The following is a 15,373-nucleotide window of genomic DNA, read 5'->3' as shown; positions in this document are numbered from 1 at the left end:
CCTCGTACAGGGCGCAGTGACACACTCGATCAAAACAACGATCGGGAGCGAACATGACCGCCGCAACAGACGCAGCACAGGAAGCGCAATGGAAGCGCTGGCGTGCGGTCGCCGACCTCTATCACGCCTATTTCACCGGCCTCATCCTCACCGTCGTCACGCGGCGCGGCACGGCGGATGCCGCCGAATTCGTCTTCCGCGTGTTTCGCCGCCAGCAGCAGGAGCGCTTCCTGCCGGGGCTCGAAAAGCTCGGTCTCAGTCATCTGCCGCCGGCGGTGGCCGCCGCGCAATATCACTATCTCTCCAACTGGATCGGTGGCGTGCATGTCGAGTACATGTATGAGAGCGACCACAAAGCCTGGATCCGCTATCCGCCGCCGCGCTGGATCTGGAAGGGCACCGCGATCTGCGGCGTGCCGGGCGAGGTCTCGCGCGCGATGCTGCGCGGCTGGCACGCCAACAATGGCGTCGCGCTCGGCGATACCAGGCTCGGCTTCGTCTGCACCAAGCAGAGCGTCGACGGTCAGGACGGGCTCGAAGGCTATTATCATCAGTACGACCACCCGCTCGAGCTGGATCAACGCCTGGTGTTCGCGCGCCATCTGGAAGCGCCGTTGTTCGACGCCAAGACCGCGCCTGCCTTGCCCGTCGCGAGCTGGCCGAAGCCGCGGCTGGAAAAAGCCTACCGCAACTACGCGATGGAATATGTGCGCACCGCCGCGCCCGTCATGGTGCAATTGTTCGGCCCGGAAGACGCCGGCTATCTCCTGCACCTCACCGGCAAGCTGATTGGGATGCAGTATTTTGACGAGGTCGCGGCAGCGCTGTCCATGCGCCGCGGTGGCGCCAGCGAGTTCGCAGCGTTCCTGAATGCGCTGTTTGCCGCGCAGGATGACTCTGCCGAGACGACGGCATCAGAAGGCACGTTTGAATTTCGCCAGCAGAGCTGGAAGCTGATGGATGACGTCGCCGACTATCATCGCGCCTGCACCAGGGTGCTGGAAGGGTTGTTCCAGGGGCTCGCTGCCGGATGCGGGCGGCACATCGGCGTGCACCTGCGCCCGACAGCGGGCGGTCGGCCGCCGCTGGTGTGGACCATTGAGTAATTCCACCACTTGAAATGCGCTGCCGCAGGGCACGCCTGCATCCGGCGCAGGAGGAATCGGCAATTGCCGTGCTAAGCCTGTCGCCGCGCCTTCCGCGCGAAGAAATTTATTGGCACACCTACGCATTGCCGCGCCGCGAATGGCCTGCGCCCGGGAGAGGACATGTCCGACATCGCCGAAATCCCGGTCGATGAACAAGAGCGTCCGTTGCCGCCGCCTCCGCGGCCGGTACGAAGCGCGCTGATGGACGGGCCGATTCTGCGCACGCTGCTCGGCCTCGCCTGGCCGAACGTGGTCGCGCTGTCGGCCGGCACCTGTGTGGTGATCGCGGAGACCTCCTATATCGGCCGGCTCGGCGTCGAAGCGCTGGCGGCAATGGCGCTGGTGTTTCCGACAGTGATCCTGACCATGACGATGTCCGGCGGGGCCATGGGCGGCGCCGTGGCGTCGGCCATCGCGCGGGCGCTCGGCGCAGGCGATCGCGAGCGCGCCGGCGCGCTCGCCGCGCATGCGCTCTTGATCGGCATCACCTTCGGCCTCGTCTTCATGCTGGGCATGCTGATCTTCGGGCCCAAGGTGCTGGAGATGCTCGGCGGACGCGGGGATGTGCTGACGCATGCGGTCGCCTACACACAGGTGTTTTTTGGCGGGGCCGTGCTGCCGTGGCTGCTCAACACCATGGCCGGCGTGTTGCGCGGCACTGGCAACATGAAGCTGCCCTCGCTGTTGATGCTGAATTCCGCGGTCATGCAGGTCGTGCTTGGCGGCACGCTGGGCCTCGGGCTCGGGCCCGTGCCGCAGTTCGGCATGCGCGGCGTCGCGGCCGGCTCGCTGATCGCCTATTCCATGAACATCTGTGTGATGGGCTGGTACCTGTTCTCCGGCCGCGCCCGAATCGTACCGAAACTGCGCGGGCTGCGCGTTCAATGGGCGATGTTCTTCGATATCCTGAAGGTCGGCGCCATCGCCTGCTTCTCGCCGCTGCAATCGGTGCTGACGATCTCGATCTTCACCCACATGCTCGCAAAGTTCGGCACTGCGATCCTCGCTGGCTACGGCATCGGCGCGCGGCTGGAATTTTTGCTGACCTCGATCGCGTTCTCGTTCGGCATCGCTTCGGTGCCGATGATCGGCATGGCAGTCGGGGGCGGCCGCATCGCGCGCGCCCGGCGCATCGCCTGGATCGCCGGTGCGAGCGCGTTCGTCGCCGTCGGCGCGCCGGCGTGCCTCGTCGCGCTGTTCCCAGATCTCTGGGTCAACATCTTCACCGACAGCGCCACCGTGCGCGCGACCAGCCATGAATATCTGTCGACGGTGGCGCCGTTCTACGCCTTCATCGGGCTCGCCTCGACGATGTATTTCTCGTCGCAGGGCGCGGCCAAGGTGATCGGGCCGGTGCTGGCGCAGACCGCGCGCCTGATCTACATCGCGGCGATCGGCTGGTGGCTGTCGACGCACGACGCCACCGCGCAGAGCTTCTTCTGGCTGGCCGCCAGCTCGATGGTCGTGCTCGGCCTGCTCTCGTGCTCCAGCGTGGTGCTGACACGCTGGGGGCCGCGCGAGAGCAAGCCTGCGATCAGGCCGGCTCTGTCGGCTGCCGATTAGCGGTGCCTGTGGCGGCGATGGCCGCCACCGCCGCCGACATTGGCGAGCCGCATCAGCTGCGGAATCATCGCCATCATGTCGCCGCCACCGGAGCCGCCGAGCATGCCCATGATATCGCCGCCGCCCATGCCGCCGAGCCCCATCGGCATGGTGCCGCCTGCGCCCATCGGCGTGTAGTCGCCGTAGTTCGGCGCGCCGAAGCCACCGCCGAAATTGCCGCCACTCAGGCTGCCGCCGCCCCCCATCATGCCGCCGAGCCCGCCGCCGCCGTTCTCCATCATGCGGCTCATCATCGGACCCATGGTCTGCATCAGCATGGCGAAGCGGCGCTTGCCCATCTTCGCCTTCATCATCTCCAGCATCGGCGCCATCTGGGTCATCATGTCCTCGCCGCCGGCGCCTCCGCCGCCGAGGAACTGCGCCTTTGCCGGCGCGCTCGAGATCGAAAATAGCAGCAGCACGGCGGCCGCCTGGCAGATCACCTTATCCGCACCTCTCATGGCCTGCTCCTCGCGTGCGTGGCTCCGCCGGGAGAGCGGAGCCAACCGGACGCACGCGGCCATGGTTAGGGCCGGCGAGGGCGGGGCTCTGTGCGAAAGATCACGCAGCCACAGCCGGGAACGCGCGGTGTATCGCGGCGACGGCGTCCCTGGTCTGCCCCTGGACGTAAGCCGCAAGCTCGTTCGGCAGCATGTCGATGATCCAGACAAGGCGGCAGTTCGCCTCGCCCTCGGCGATCACCTGCACCGAGGCGCTGTAATGCCTGAGCCGCTCGTTGTTGATGGCGTAGACCAGCCGCCGCCGCGCATCGTCGCAATCGACCAGCACCTCGCGCGCCACTGATCCATTGGCGAAGGTGACGATGCGTGCATCGCCGTCGAGCGTGCAGGCGGTGACGAAGCCCGGCGCCAGTCGCTGAGGCAGCGCGCCGAAATCGCGTACGGCGTCCCAGACGTCGCGGGCGGGAACGGGGAGGGGGATGTCGTTGTGGATGGAGGCCATGGTTGATTCCTATAATTTGGAGAAACAAGCGAGCCATCATCTCAGGTGTCATCGCCCGACTTGGTCGGGCGATCCAGTATTCCAGAGGCCGCTGTGATTGAATCGAGAAGCCGCGGCGTACTGGATGCCCCGGTCAAGCCGGGGCATGACAGCGTGTGAGGCGATGGCGGCCGACGCTCACACGCAAACCGCCTCGATGTTGTTGCCATCGGGATCAATCAGGAACGCCGCGTAGTAGGTCGGGCTATAGTCCTTGCGCGGGCCGGCGCCGCCATTGTCACGGCCGCCGCTCTTCAAGCCTTCGCTGTGGAATGCCTTGACCGCATCATGGTCCTTGGCGCGAAACGCGATATGCGCGCCGTCGGCCTTGCGTCCCTTGTTCAGGTGCAGCCAGAGCGCCGGCTCGCCCTTCGGCCCGAAGCCCGCATAGCCGTCGCCGCTCGAGCACAGGGCGTAGCCGAGCGGCGCCAGCACCGCGGTGTAGAAGCGCGTGGCGGCGTCGAGGTCGGCAACACGCAGTCCGATGTGGTCGTACATGATCGTCTCCATTGCAAAGCGCGCCGCAACTGGCGCGCGCCGGAGACGACCCTATTCAGTTGAGGGTCGCGCGCTCTTGGAGAATCTTGCGCTCGCCCTTCGACGCCTGCCGAAACTTCGTCGGCGACACGCCGGCGGCGCGATGGAAGGTGCGGACGAAATTGGAGAGATCGCCGAAGCCGACGTCATAGGCGATGTCGGTGACCGCGATGTCATCATCTGTCAGCAGCCGCGCCGCGTGGCGTAGCCGCGAGCGCACCAGATATTGATGCGGGGTGACGCCGAGCACGGCCGAGAACAGCCGCAGGAAATGGAACGGGCTGAGGCCCGCCTGCCGCGCCGCCTGTTCGAGGTCGACCTCGGCATGCGAGTTGGCGTCGATCCACAGCGCGGCTTCGACTGCGCGGCGGCGGTCGCGTGCGGTGGGCGTGGCCGGCTTGCGCGCCTTGCCCGAGACGACATCGATGAAGCGGCCGGCGAGAATTTGACCGACCTCGTCGAGACCGAGGTCGCTGTTGCCATCTGCCGCCGTCTGGGCGAGCTCGCCCAGCACCATCAGCTCCGGCAGCGGCGGTGTCGCGCCGACCTGCCAGATCTCGCGTCGTCCCCCGAGAGCATCGACCAGGTCTTCGCTGAAGAAGAAGCCCAGGCAGACGTCGCCGCTGACATGCTCATGCGTGCAGGTGTATTCCTCGCGGGGAGCGCCGACCAGCATCGAGCCCGCCACCAGCTCGAAGAAGCCGGCGCGGCACTGGCAGCCGAAGCTGCCGGAGCGGACATAGGCAATGGAATGCCCGGTGCGGCACTCCGCGAACGGCTTGTCGTCCGGTCCCGCATCGCAGCGAAACTCGGAGACCGTGATCGATTGCGTGGTCAGCAGCGTGGTCGCGTCCATGCCACCTATCTAGGCATGATCCGGACAAGTGTGTAGCGCTTGTCCGACAAGATCATGCCCAAAAAAACAAAGCTAAGGTGCGATTGCGATCGCGCCTTAGCTGGGCCTCGGTGGGGCAACGGGCAGCAGCACCTCGAACAGCGTCTTGCTCGCGACCGGATGGGCGCCCTCGAGCGCCAGCAGCCGCCGCTTGGAGATCACCCCGCCGTAAGGCGAGAGCCGGTCGGCGTAATTGCCGGCCTCCAGCACCCGGTGGCAGGGCACGATCAGCATGTAGGGATTTTTGGCGATCGCCTGCGCCACCGAATGCGCGGCGCCGGAGGCGCCCAGCGCCTTGGCGATCTCGTGATAGGTGCGGGTCTCCCCGCGCGGAATGGCGCAGGCGGCTTCATAAACGCGCCGGTGGAAGCCGGGGACGCCGCCGGCGTCCAGGCTGACCTCGGAAAAATCAGGGTCGCCGCCCTGCAGCAAGCCTGCGATGCCCTCGATCGCAAGCTCGGCATTCAGCGGAGGCTGCTGCTCGCGCGCCTCGGGATGGACCGCGAAAATCCGGCGGCGGGTATCGATCTCCCGCGCCTCCGGCAATTGCACGGCGACCACGCCGGTGCTGCTCCAGACGATGCCGCAGCGCCCTATGGCCGTGTTGAATATCGCGTAGCCACGCCCCACCATGCACACGCCCCACTCAGTGCACGTCTCTCCCCAGACGCGCGATCATAACACCGCCACAATCCGGCGCACCTGGAATCTTGCCAGGACATTAACAACCATCCGGCCGGCCGCGCCAAAACGCTTGGCGAGCGGCGCCGTCTCGGCTAATCAGGGTTGGCGCGAGACGCGCATTCGCGGGCGTAGTTCAATGGTAGAACGGCAGCTTCCCAAGCTGCATACGAGGGTTCGATTCCCTTCGCCCGCTCCATTCAAAAATTGATGGCCGCTGATTTGGCGTGTTGGATGTTTCTCCGACCCATGGCCAAGTTCATTTTAGCGTATGCCGGAAGCATGAAGGGGCCAAAGATCCGCCAAATGGCGTCGGTCTCCCCAGCGTCGGTTAAAGTGGCCAATTTTTGGCGATGGCAATTCTTGGTGATGTAACGGATCACCGCTCGCGCTGCATTTCAGAATGGAGCGGCTTATTCATCCCGACGACACGAGATCACCCTGAGGGATGCTATGCGCTCTCGCAGTTCGGCGCGGCTGCGTATCGTGAAAGACTGCTGGCGCAGTTTTGATTGCCTGTCGTGCAGCGGCGCAGCCAACGACGCTCAATCTGATCCTTCATCTGATCCTTCGCGGCTGCATCAAGCGTTCGTCATCTAGGGGCACTAAACTTGCCTTGGACAGCAGGGACTCATTGGTGCCGCGTTTCTGTTTCTGATTGTCGTGCAAAACATTCGGACCCGGCCTGTTGCCGGGCAAACGGAGGCATTGATGACGAATTCAGCACCTGTTTTCACCGCTGGCGGTGGCAGCGACGATGCGTTCACGCGCGTGTCGACCAGCGCAACCGGGGCGCAGGCGGATGGCGCGAGTGTCCAGGCAGCGTTCTCGCCCGACGGCACGAAAGTGGCGTTCGCATCCTATGCCGACAATCTGGTGCCCGGCGATACCAACGGTGCACCCGACGTCTTCGTGAAGGACCTTTCGACCGGGGCGATCACGCTCGTGTCGACCGATGCCAGCGGGGTTCAGCTGGGTGGCTACCAGCCGATTTTTTCGCCCGATGGCACCAAGCTGGCGTTCGCAACGGGCGCCGACATCTTCGTGAAGGACCTGGCCACCGGTGCCCTCACGCGCGTATCGACGAGTGCCAGTGGGGAACAGGCGGACGGCTTATCGACCACCAACCCGATATTCTCGCCTGATGGCACCAAGGTTGCGTTCTATTCCGATGCCGACAATCTCGTGCCTGATGATACCGACCACGTGCGCGACATCTTCGTGAAGGACCTGACCACTGGCGCGATAACGCTCGTGGCGCCCAGTCCATACAACGGAGGACCCGGCGGCGGCGGGCTTGAGAATGGCTTTACCTTCCCCCCCTCGTTCTCACCCGATGGCACCAAAATCGTGTTCGGGTCGGCCACAGTGCGCGGCGACACCACCGAGATCTACATCAAGGACCTCTCCACCGGGACCACCACACTGGTGTCGGAGAGCGCCAGCGGCGCTCGTGGGGATCGCGGCAGCTTCGACCCGGTGTTCTCGCCAGATGGCACCAAGGTGGCGTTCTATACCTTTGCCGACAATCTTGTGCCGGGTAGTTCTAACAACCTAATCGGCAACATCGTCATTAAGGATCTGACCACAGGCGCGGTCACGCTGGTATCGACCGATGCCGACGGAGTCCCGCAGAACAACGGCGAAGCCCAGAAACCCGTGTTCTCGCCTGATGGCACCAAGATTGCGTTCTATTCCAGTGCCACCAATCTCGTGCCGGGTGTCAATGCCGATCAGGTCGTCTATGTGAAGGACCTGGCCACGGGTGCCATCACGGCCGTCTCGACCAATGGGGGCAGGCCGTGGGAATTCGGAGGCGGCAGCCGGCTTCCCGTGTTCTCGCCTGATGGCACCAAGGTGGCATTCGAGTCTTTATCCAGCATTCTGGTGCCGGGCGATACCAACCATACCTACGACATCTTTGTAAGAGATCTTACTACGCCTTCCTTCACCGCAGCGAAGCTGACGGACAATGGCGCTGCCCATGTTTCGACATCGCAGGCGGGTTTCTTTGCCGGTGCCCACACGGTCGCGGTGGCACCGCAAGACGGCAATCTCGGCACACTCACGGCCACCATCGACGTTGCCGATGGCAAGGTGACGTGGAGCTATGATGTCTCTCATGCCAACATCGCTCCGCTCGCGGCCGGACAGACCCATACCGACATCTTCATCTTGGTCCTCGACGGCTTCTACGGGACACAGGGCATCACCGTGACGCTGACGGGAATCGATGATGCGCCCGTGATCAGCTCGGGCACGACGGCAAGCTTCGCGGAGAATGGCTCTGGCGTCGCCTACCACGTCGCGGCGACCGATGTGGACAGTCCCGCGCTGACCTATTCGCTGTCCGGCACTGACGCGGCTCTGTTCGACGTGTCGGCGACGGGCGGTGTGACGTTCAAGTCCGCGCCCGACTTCGAGGCGCCGAAAGACGCGAACCACGACAACGTCTATGACGTCACCGTCGCGGTCAGCGACGGGACGGAAATCACGACAAAGAACGTCGCGATCACGGTCACTGACGTGAATGACACCAGCGGCGGCGGTGGCGTTCTGACTGTCACCGGCTCGACCGGCTTCACGTCGATTGACTGGGCCACGATCAATGTCAGCGTGACCGGCAATTTGCACGAGACCGCCAGCGCCGGTGTGATCAGCAACAGCACGATCAACAATCTCGGTTCACTGAGCGAGACCCAGGCGATGCTCGCGTTCGTGAACGATACGATCGCCGGCGGTTCCCTCGGTGCGATCGTCGCCAATGGCGGCACCATCACCTTCGACAATGTGCATCTCGACGGGACGTCGCTGGATGCGACATCAGGCGGACTCATCGAATCCGTTGCAGGCAGCGCCAACAGTTTCAACAATGTGACGCTCAAGGCCGGCGCCGTGTTTGACGTCAGTGCCGCAAGCGGTCTGTTTGTCAGCGGCACGCTGAACAACGGCGGCAAGATCGAGTTCTTCAATTTCGCGAAAGTCATCCTGACCGGCGACGCCACGGTCATTGGCAATGGCGAGATCAAGCTCGATCCGGGCTCCTCGATCCTGAACAGCGGTGCGCATCACACGCTCGACCTTGACGGCGGCACGATCGACGGCGCCGGCACGATCGGAAACGGAGATCACAGCCTCACCTTGGATATCGGCTTCTCCGGCACGCTCGAGGCGAACGGGTCCCAGCCGCTTGCGGTCAACACCGGCAATTCCGTCACCAGCAGCGGCCTGATCGAAGCCGTGCACGGCTCGCTCGATTTCGACGACGCCGTTTTCAACACCATTGGAACGATCACCGCCGATCAGGCCGGCACGATCGACTTCAAGAATGGATTGACCAATGGCGGTATCGTCAATGTGCACACCGGCAGTGAGGTGGATGTTTCGGGCAACCTCGTCAACAACGGCACTGTCCTGGATAGTGGCGTGCTCAAGGTCGATAATTTAAGCGGGACTGGCGCTGTCAACGTCAACAACGGGACATTGGTGGTCACTGGCAATCTAAGCAGCAATGTCGTTCTGACGGGTACGGACTCATTTGTCTTCGGACCCGATGCCAAACAAACATCCGGCGTCATCTCAAACTATACGCCAGGCACAACGTTGGTGCTGGATGGCTTCGACACCAAGGTGAACGCGGCATTTGACGCTCAGACCGGTATTTTGACACTGACCGATGCGGATCATCATGCGATGACACTTCACCTCGCGCCTGGATCCTTGATCCCGCAAGCCCATGGCGCGGCGCCGGATTTTCTTGTCTAGCGAATTTCCCCAAGGACACTTTGCCGAGCCCGCCATGTCCAGGCGGGCTGTGGCAATTCGCCAGGGAATTTGCCGCGCAAAAATTCTAATATATTAGCTCTTCGCATCCGGCATGCGCGCCCCGCCCGGCTTAAGCTTCTCCCGCCCTGATGGGTGCGGTCCTCCTGTCGGGCAATATTCGGATGAAAGCCATGGACCAGCAGAAACTCGACCGCGCGATCGGTCGTCGCCTGAAGACGTTGAGGACGCAGGCGGGCATGACGTTGAACGAACTCGCGACGCGCTCCGGTGTCAGCCGGGCCATGATCGGGAGGGTGGAGCGGGCGCAAAGCAGCGCCACCGCTGCGCTGCTCAACAAGCTCTGCGCGGCGCTCGATGTCACCCTCAGTGACGTCGTCGCGCTCGCCGAGAAACCGCCGGAGCGGTTGATGCGGCTTGCCGACCAGCCGCTTTGGCGCGATCCCGACAGCGGCTACCGTCGGCGGCACGCCTCGCCGCCGGATGCGGCAAGTGGCATCGAGATCATCGTCGTCGATCTGCCGGCCGGAGCGCGCGTCTCCTACAGCCCCTGGGGCCGCAACGCGTTCACCCAGCAGCTCCTGATGCTGGAGGGGGCGGTCTGCGTGCACATCGACGCCAAGACCGTGCGGCTGCGCGATGGCGACTGTCTCGATTTCGACGTGATGCGGGCGGTGACCTTCGAGAACGAAACCAAACAGGATGCGCGCTACGTCATCATCACGCGGCGCGGCACATCGTACGGGAAAATGTGATGTCGCTGATCGTGCGGGACGCCACGCTGGAGGATGCCGAAGATATTTTGGCCATCTACAATTACGCCGCGATCAACACCACGGCGGTGTGGACCGACGGACCGGCTGATCTGGCTTCGCGGCGCGAGTGGATGCGCGCACGGCAAGCGGCCGGCTATCCCGTGCTGGTCGCGATGAAGGGCAGGGACGTCGTCGGCTTCGCATCATTCGGCGATTTCCGCCCCTGGCCCGGCTATCGCCACACCGTGGAGAATTCGGTCTATGTCGGCGTGCAACATCATCGGCTCGGCGTCGGCCGCAGCCTGATGGCCGCGCTGATTGAGCGCGCTACCGCGCTCAACAAGCACACGATGGTCGCCGCGATCGAGGCCTCGAATTCCGCCTCGACCGGGCTGCACGCGTCGTTCGGCTTTGCCGAGGTTGGCCGCATGCCTGAGGTCGGCTGCAAGTTCGGCCGCTGGCTCGATATGGTCCTCATGCAGAAGCGGCTTTCAAGTGAGGTGAGGCCGTGACGATGCAGGTCCGCACCGGCGATACCTTCGATCCGCGCGTCATTGCGCTGCTCGACCATCACGTCACGGCTGCGCGGGCGCAGACCGCGCCGGGCAGCGCCCATGCGCTCGATCTCGCGGGGCTCCGCGCGAGCGACGTCGCGTTCTGGACCGGCTGGGACGGCGAGACGCTGGTCGCCACCGGCGCGCTGAAGCTGCTCTCGGCCGACCATGGCGAGGTGAAGTCGATGCACACGCTGCAAGCCACGCGGAGGCGCGGCTTCGGTGGCCAAATGCTCCGCCGCATCATCGCTGAGGCCCGCGCGCGTGGCTTGCAGCGGCTCAGCCTCGAGACCGGCTCCTGGGACTATTTCAAGCCCGCGCATGCGCTCTATCAGGCACACGGCTTTGTGCTCTGTGGCCCGTTCGAGGGGTATGTCGAGGATCCCAACAGCCTGTTCCTGACGCTCGACCTGACCGGCGGCTGAGGCCGCGCGGTGTAACCCGGGCCCGAAAACATCGCCCTGCGCCTCAAAATGAGTTGCGTACCTCAAAACACCTCGATAACCTTCAGCCATGGCCGATACTCTCACCGCGACCGCGCTGACGCTGAAGGACATCGCCCGCGAGGCGGGTGTCAGCCTTGCGACGGTCGACCGCGTCCTGCACAACCGTCCGGGCGTGCGGCCCGATACGGTCCGGCGCGTCAAGGCGGCGATCGAGCGCAACGCCTTCCAGCCGCACGTTGCCGCCGCGGAGCTCGCCCGCAGCCGTGCCCGCCGCTTTGCCTTCGTGATGCCGGCGGGGTCGAACCCCTTCATGCAGCAGATCGAGGCCTATCTCGGCGAGATGTCGGCCTGGCTCTCGGCCCGCCGTCTCGGCGTCGAGGTGGTCGCCACGGATGTGTTCGACCCGTCGGTGCTCGCGGCCTCGCTGGAGGCGCTGTCCGGCGATTACGACGGCGTCGCCGTGGTGGCGCTGGACCATCCCGGGGTCCGCGCCGCGATCAACGATCTCGTCGACGCCGGGACCAGGGTCGTGACGCTGGTCTCGGACGTGCCGTCCTCGCGTCGCCACCACTATGTCGGCATCGACAACATCGCGGCGGGACGCACCGCCGGCGCGCTGGTCGGTCGGCTGGTCGGCCAACGGTCCGGCAAGGTCGCGATCGTCGCGGGCTCGCAGGGCCTGCGCGACCATTCCGAACGCATCTTCGGCTTCAGCCAGGTGATGGCGTCGGAATTCCCCGATCTCAGCGTGCTGCCGGCGCTGGAAGGGCGCGACGAAGACGGCCGTTCGGAACAGGTTCTGGCGCAGCTGCTCGGCAGGCATGCTGACATTGTCGGCCTTTATAACGTCGGCGCCGGCACGCAAGGCGTCGCCAAAGCGTTGAGCGATGCCGGCCGCGGCAAGCAGGTGGTGTTCGTCGGACACGACGTCACCGCACTGACGCGCCGGCTGCTGTTGCAGGGCGTGATGGATGCCGCGATCTCACAGAACCCCGGGCATGAAGCGCGCGCCGCCGTGCGCGTGCTGCTCGCGCTTGCGCGCGGCGAGCCGATCTTGCGCGAACAGGAGAAGATCAGGATCGACATCGTGATGCGGGACAATTTGCCCTAGGGGCGGGTGGATTTCGAAACGGTCCGATGCGGAAAGGGCGACTCTGAGATCGCGCACCGCAATAGGCGAAAGGGAGGATAGCGTGTATCTCGGTATCGACATCGGCACATCCGGTGTGAAAGCGGTGCTCGTGAGCGAAACCGGCGCAATTGTCGCGACGGCCGCGCGCGAGCTTGCGCTGTCGCATCCCGCGCCGCTGTGGTCCGAGCAGGATCCCGACGCCTGGGTCGACGCGGCGGTTGGCGCCGTCGACGATCTCGCCGCCCGCCATCCGCGCGAGGTCGCGCAGGTGCGCGGCATCGGGCTGTCCGGCCAGATGCATGGCGCGACGCTGCTGGACGAGGATGGACGGCCGCTGCGCCCCGCTATTCTGTGGAACGACGGCCGCTCGCACGCCGAATGCGTCGCGCTCGAGCGGCGCTGCCCGTCGCTGCACACGATCGCCGGCAATCTGGCGATGCCCGGCTTCACCGCGCCAAAGCTGCTCTGGGTCGCGCGGCACGAGCCGCAGATCTTCGAGCGCGTGGCAAAGGTGCTGCTGCCGAAGGCCTATGTGCGTTATCGCCTCACCGGCGAGATGGTCGAGGACATGTCCGACGCCGCCGGCACGCTGTGGCTCGATGTCGGTCTGCGCCGCTGGTCGGCGCTGCTGCTGCATGCCGTCGGGCTCGATCTCCACCACATGCCCCGCCTCGTCGAGGGCAGCGAGGTCAGCGCAGTGCTCGCGCCGGAATTCGCGCGGCGCTGGGGCATGGCGAATGATGTCGTGATCGCCGGCGGTGCCGGCGACAATGCCGCGAGCGCCATCGGGCTCGGCGCGATCGCGCCGGGCGATGCGTTCCTGTCGCTCGGCACCTCCGGCGTGGTGTTCCGCGTCACCGATCGGTTTGCACCGGCGCCGGCGTCGGCCGTGCATGCGTTCTGCCATGCGCTGCCCGGCCTCTGGCATCAGATGGGCGTGATGCTGTCGGCCGCGGCTTCGCTGGCCTGGCTCGCGGGCGTGATGGAGACGCCGGCGGCCGCGCTCCTGGCGCCGCTCGGCGAGCGTGTCGACGGACCGAGCTCCATAAAATTCCTGCCCTATCTCGACGGCGAGCGCACGCCGCACAACGATGCCGCCGCCAGCGGCGCCTTCGTCGGCCTGCGCGGTGCGACCGGGCGCAGCCAGATCGTGCAGGCCGTGCTGGAAGGCGTCGCCTTCGCCGCGCGCGACAACCTCGCGGCGCTGAGCGCGGCCAGCGGGCCAATCGCGGAGGTCGATCTCGTCGGCGGCGGCTCGCGCTCGCCGCTGTGGGCGCAGATCTGCGCCGATGTGCTCGGCATTCCCGTCCACCGCGTCGAGGAAGGCGAGGTCGGGGCGGCGCTCGGCGCCGCGAGGCTCGGCCGGCTCGCCGCCACCGGCGAAGATCCCGCGGAAGTGTGCAAGCGCCCGCGGCGGCTCGCGAGCTTTGCGCCCCGCGCATCCGTCACTGCGGCCTATGACGACGCCTATCGGCGATGGCGCGAACTTTATCCTGCGTTGAAGGAGAGTCTTAAGTGAACGCACCAGCCAAATTCTTCGATGCAAGCGCCCCTGTCGCCTTCGGCGGCAAGGATGCGGGAAACACGCCCGCCTTCCGCTGGTACGACAAGGACCGGCTCGTGCATGGCCGCAGGCTCGAGGATCATCTGCGCTTTGCGGTCTGCTACTGGCATTCGTTCTGCTGGCCGGGCGGCGATCCCTTCGGCGGCGAGACCTTTCTGCGCCCCTGGCATCAAGGTGCTGATGCGATGGCGCAGGCACGCGCCAAGGCCGATGTCGCCTTCGAGCTGTTCCGCCTGCTGGACGTGCCCTTCTTCACCTTCCACGACGTCGATGCGGCGCCGGAAGGCACTTCGCTCAGCGAGTCCGTCGCCAATCTCAACGCGGTCGCCGATCTGTTCGAAGCGAAGATGGCCTCCGCAAAAGTCCGCTTGCTCTGGGGCACGGCCAATTTGTTCACGCATCGCCGCTATATGGCTGGTGCCGCGACCAATCCGGACCCCGAAATCTTCACCTATGCCGCCGGCCAGGTCCGCGCCGCGCTGGAGGTGACGCACCGGCTCGGCGGCCAGAACTACGTGCTGTGGGGCGGCCGCGAGGGCTACGAGACGCTGCTCAACACCGATCTCAAGCGCGAGCTCGACCAGCTCGGCCGCTTCATCTCGCTGGTCGTCGAGCACAAGCACAAGATCGGCTTCAAGGGCCCGATCCTGATCGAGCCGAAGCCGAAGGAGCCGACCAAGCATCAATATGATTTCGACGTCGCCACCTGCTATGGCTTCCTGGAACGCTACGACCTCCTGAACGACGTCAAGCTCAACATCGAGCAGAACCACGCCATCCTTGCCGGCCACTCCTTTCATCACGAGGTCGCGCTCGCCGAGGCGCTCGGAATCTTCGGCTCGCTCGACGTCAATCGCGGTGACGATCTGCTTGGCTGGGACACCGACCAGTTCGCGATGAACGTGCCGGAGCTGGCTCTGGTGTTCCACGAGATCCTGAATCGCGGCGGCTTCACCTCGGGCGGGCTCAATTTCGACGCCAAGATCAGGCGGCAGTCGATCGACCCCGACGATCTGATCCATGCCCATGTCGGCTCGATGGATGCCTGCGCGCGCGCGTTCCTCGCCGCCGCTGACATGCTCGATGCCGGCGCCCTCACCGCACCGCTCGCGCAGCGCTACGAGGGATGGGCGGCACCCGAAGGCCGGGCCATTCTCGGCGGCCAGCGCTCGCTCGCCGAACTTGCCGACCGTGCGCTCAGCCCCGGCTTCGACCCGCGGCCGCGCTCGGGACGGCAGGAATATCTGGAATCCCTGGTAAACCGCTACGTCTGA

The 15,373-nt window shown here is 65.2% G+C and carries 14 protein-coding genes and 1 tRNA gene; 10 read left to right on the top strand and 5 right to left on the bottom strand.

What is annotated here, in order from left to right; translation table 11 throughout:
• Window positions 1-53: 53 nt before the first annotated feature.
• Window positions 54-1,106, top strand: a complete 1,053-nt coding sequence (locus tag ABIA90_RS43530) for a hypothetical protein (protein ID WP_354118924.1) — start codon at window positions 54-56, stop codon at window positions 1,104-1,106.
• Between the two features lie 162 nt (window positions 1,107-1,268).
• Entirely contained in the window at window positions 1,269-2,711 is a 1,443-nt protein-coding gene (locus tag ABIA90_RS43525; protein ID WP_354118923.1) for an MATE family efflux transporter, read from the top strand.
• Here ABIA90_RS43525 and ABIA90_RS43520 read toward each other — a convergent pair.
• The 5 genes from ABIA90_RS43520 to ABIA90_RS43500 form a co-directional block, all read right to left on the bottom strand.
• On the bottom strand, window positions 2,708-3,211 hold the full coding sequence (locus tag ABIA90_RS43520) for a hypothetical protein (RefSeq protein WP_354118922.1): 504 nt from the start codon (window positions 3,209-3,211) through the stop codon (window positions 2,708-2,710). The two genes, ABIA90_RS43525 and ABIA90_RS43520, sit on opposite strands and share 4 nt — an antisense overlap.
• Before the next feature lie 100 nt (window positions 3,212-3,311).
• Window positions 3,312-3,713 (bottom strand): SRPBCC family protein, encoded by a 402-nt coding sequence (locus tag ABIA90_RS43515; protein ID WP_354118921.1) that lies wholly within the window; start codon window positions 3,711-3,713, stop codon window positions 3,312-3,314.
• A gap of 177 nt (window positions 3,714-3,890) precedes the next feature.
• Complete coding sequence (locus ABIA90_RS43510) at window positions 3,891-4,250, bottom strand: VOC family protein (RefSeq protein ID WP_038933391.1); 360 nt, start codon at window positions 4,248-4,250, stop codon at window positions 3,891-3,893.
• A gap of 55 nt (window positions 4,251-4,305) precedes the next feature.
• On the bottom strand, window positions 4,306-5,145 hold the full coding sequence (locus tag ABIA90_RS43505) for a helix-turn-helix transcriptional regulator (RefSeq protein WP_038933390.1): 840 nt from the start codon (window positions 5,143-5,145) through the stop codon (window positions 4,306-4,308).
• Between the two features lie 96 nt (window positions 5,146-5,241).
• The gene (locus ABIA90_RS43500; RefSeq protein WP_028148010.1) at window positions 5,242-5,817 is read right to left on the bottom strand and encodes a methylated-DNA--[protein]-cysteine S-methyltransferase; all 576 of its coding nucleotides are present in this window, start codon (window positions 5,815-5,817) and stop codon (window positions 5,242-5,244) included.
• A gap of 173 nt (window positions 5,818-5,990) precedes the next feature.
• Between ABIA90_RS43500 and ABIA90_RS43495 the strand changes: the two genes are divergently transcribed.
• The 8 genes from ABIA90_RS43495 to xylA all read left to right on the top strand — a co-directional run bounded on the left by ABIA90_RS43495 (window position 5,991) and on the right by xylA (window position 15,373).
• Window positions 5,991-6,064, top strand: a tRNA-Gly gene (locus ABIA90_RS43495).
• A gap of 512 nt (window positions 6,065-6,576) precedes the next feature.
• On the top strand, window positions 6,577-9,630 hold the full coding sequence (locus ABIA90_RS43490; protein WP_354118897.1) for a DPP IV N-terminal domain-containing protein: 3,054 nt from the start codon (window positions 6,577-6,579) through the stop codon (window positions 9,628-9,630).
• 191 nt (window positions 9,631-9,821) lie between these two features.
• Complete coding sequence (locus ABIA90_RS43485) at window positions 9,822-10,403, top strand: helix-turn-helix domain-containing protein (RefSeq protein WP_028160282.1); 582 nt, start codon at window positions 9,822-9,824, stop codon at window positions 10,401-10,403.
• Window positions 10,403-10,915: a GNAT family N-acetyltransferase gene (locus tag ABIA90_RS43480; RefSeq protein ID WP_166348189.1), complete on the top strand. Its 513-nt coding sequence runs from the start codon at window positions 10,403-10,405 to the stop codon at window positions 10,913-10,915. The genes ABIA90_RS43485 and ABIA90_RS43480 overlap by 1 nt, the downstream gene beginning before the upstream one ends.
• A 2-nt stretch (window positions 10,916-10,917) precedes the next feature.
• Window positions 10,918-11,382 (top strand): GNAT family N-acetyltransferase, encoded by a 465-nt coding sequence (locus tag ABIA90_RS43475; protein WP_354119227.1) that lies wholly within the window; start codon window positions 10,918-10,920, stop codon window positions 11,380-11,382.
• Window positions 11,383-11,470: 88 nt separating this feature from the next.
• Window positions 11,471-12,514 carry a LacI family DNA-binding transcriptional regulator gene (locus ABIA90_RS43470; RefSeq protein ID WP_354118896.1) on the top strand — a complete coding sequence of 348 codons (1,044 nt, stop codon included), beginning with the start codon at window positions 11,471-11,473 and terminating at the stop codon, window positions 12,512-12,514.
• 82 nt (window positions 12,515-12,596) lie between these two features.
• Window positions 12,597-14,054: a xylulokinase gene (gene xylB / locus ABIA90_RS43465; RefSeq protein ID WP_354118895.1), complete on the top strand. Its 1,458-nt coding sequence runs from the start codon at window positions 12,597-12,599 to the stop codon at window positions 14,052-14,054.
• Complete coding sequence (gene xylA / locus ABIA90_RS43460; RefSeq protein WP_354118894.1) at window positions 14,051-15,373, top strand: xylose isomerase; 1,323 nt, start codon at window positions 14,051-14,053, stop codon at window positions 15,371-15,373. The genes xylB and xylA overlap by 4 nt, the downstream gene beginning before the upstream one ends.

This window comes from Bradyrhizobium sp. LA6.8 (assembly GCF_040547935.1).
Classification (GTDB): domain Bacteria; phylum Pseudomonadota; class Alphaproteobacteria; order Rhizobiales; family Xanthobacteraceae; genus Bradyrhizobium; species Bradyrhizobium barranii.
This window is presented reverse-complemented; position numbering and strand designations above follow the sequence as displayed.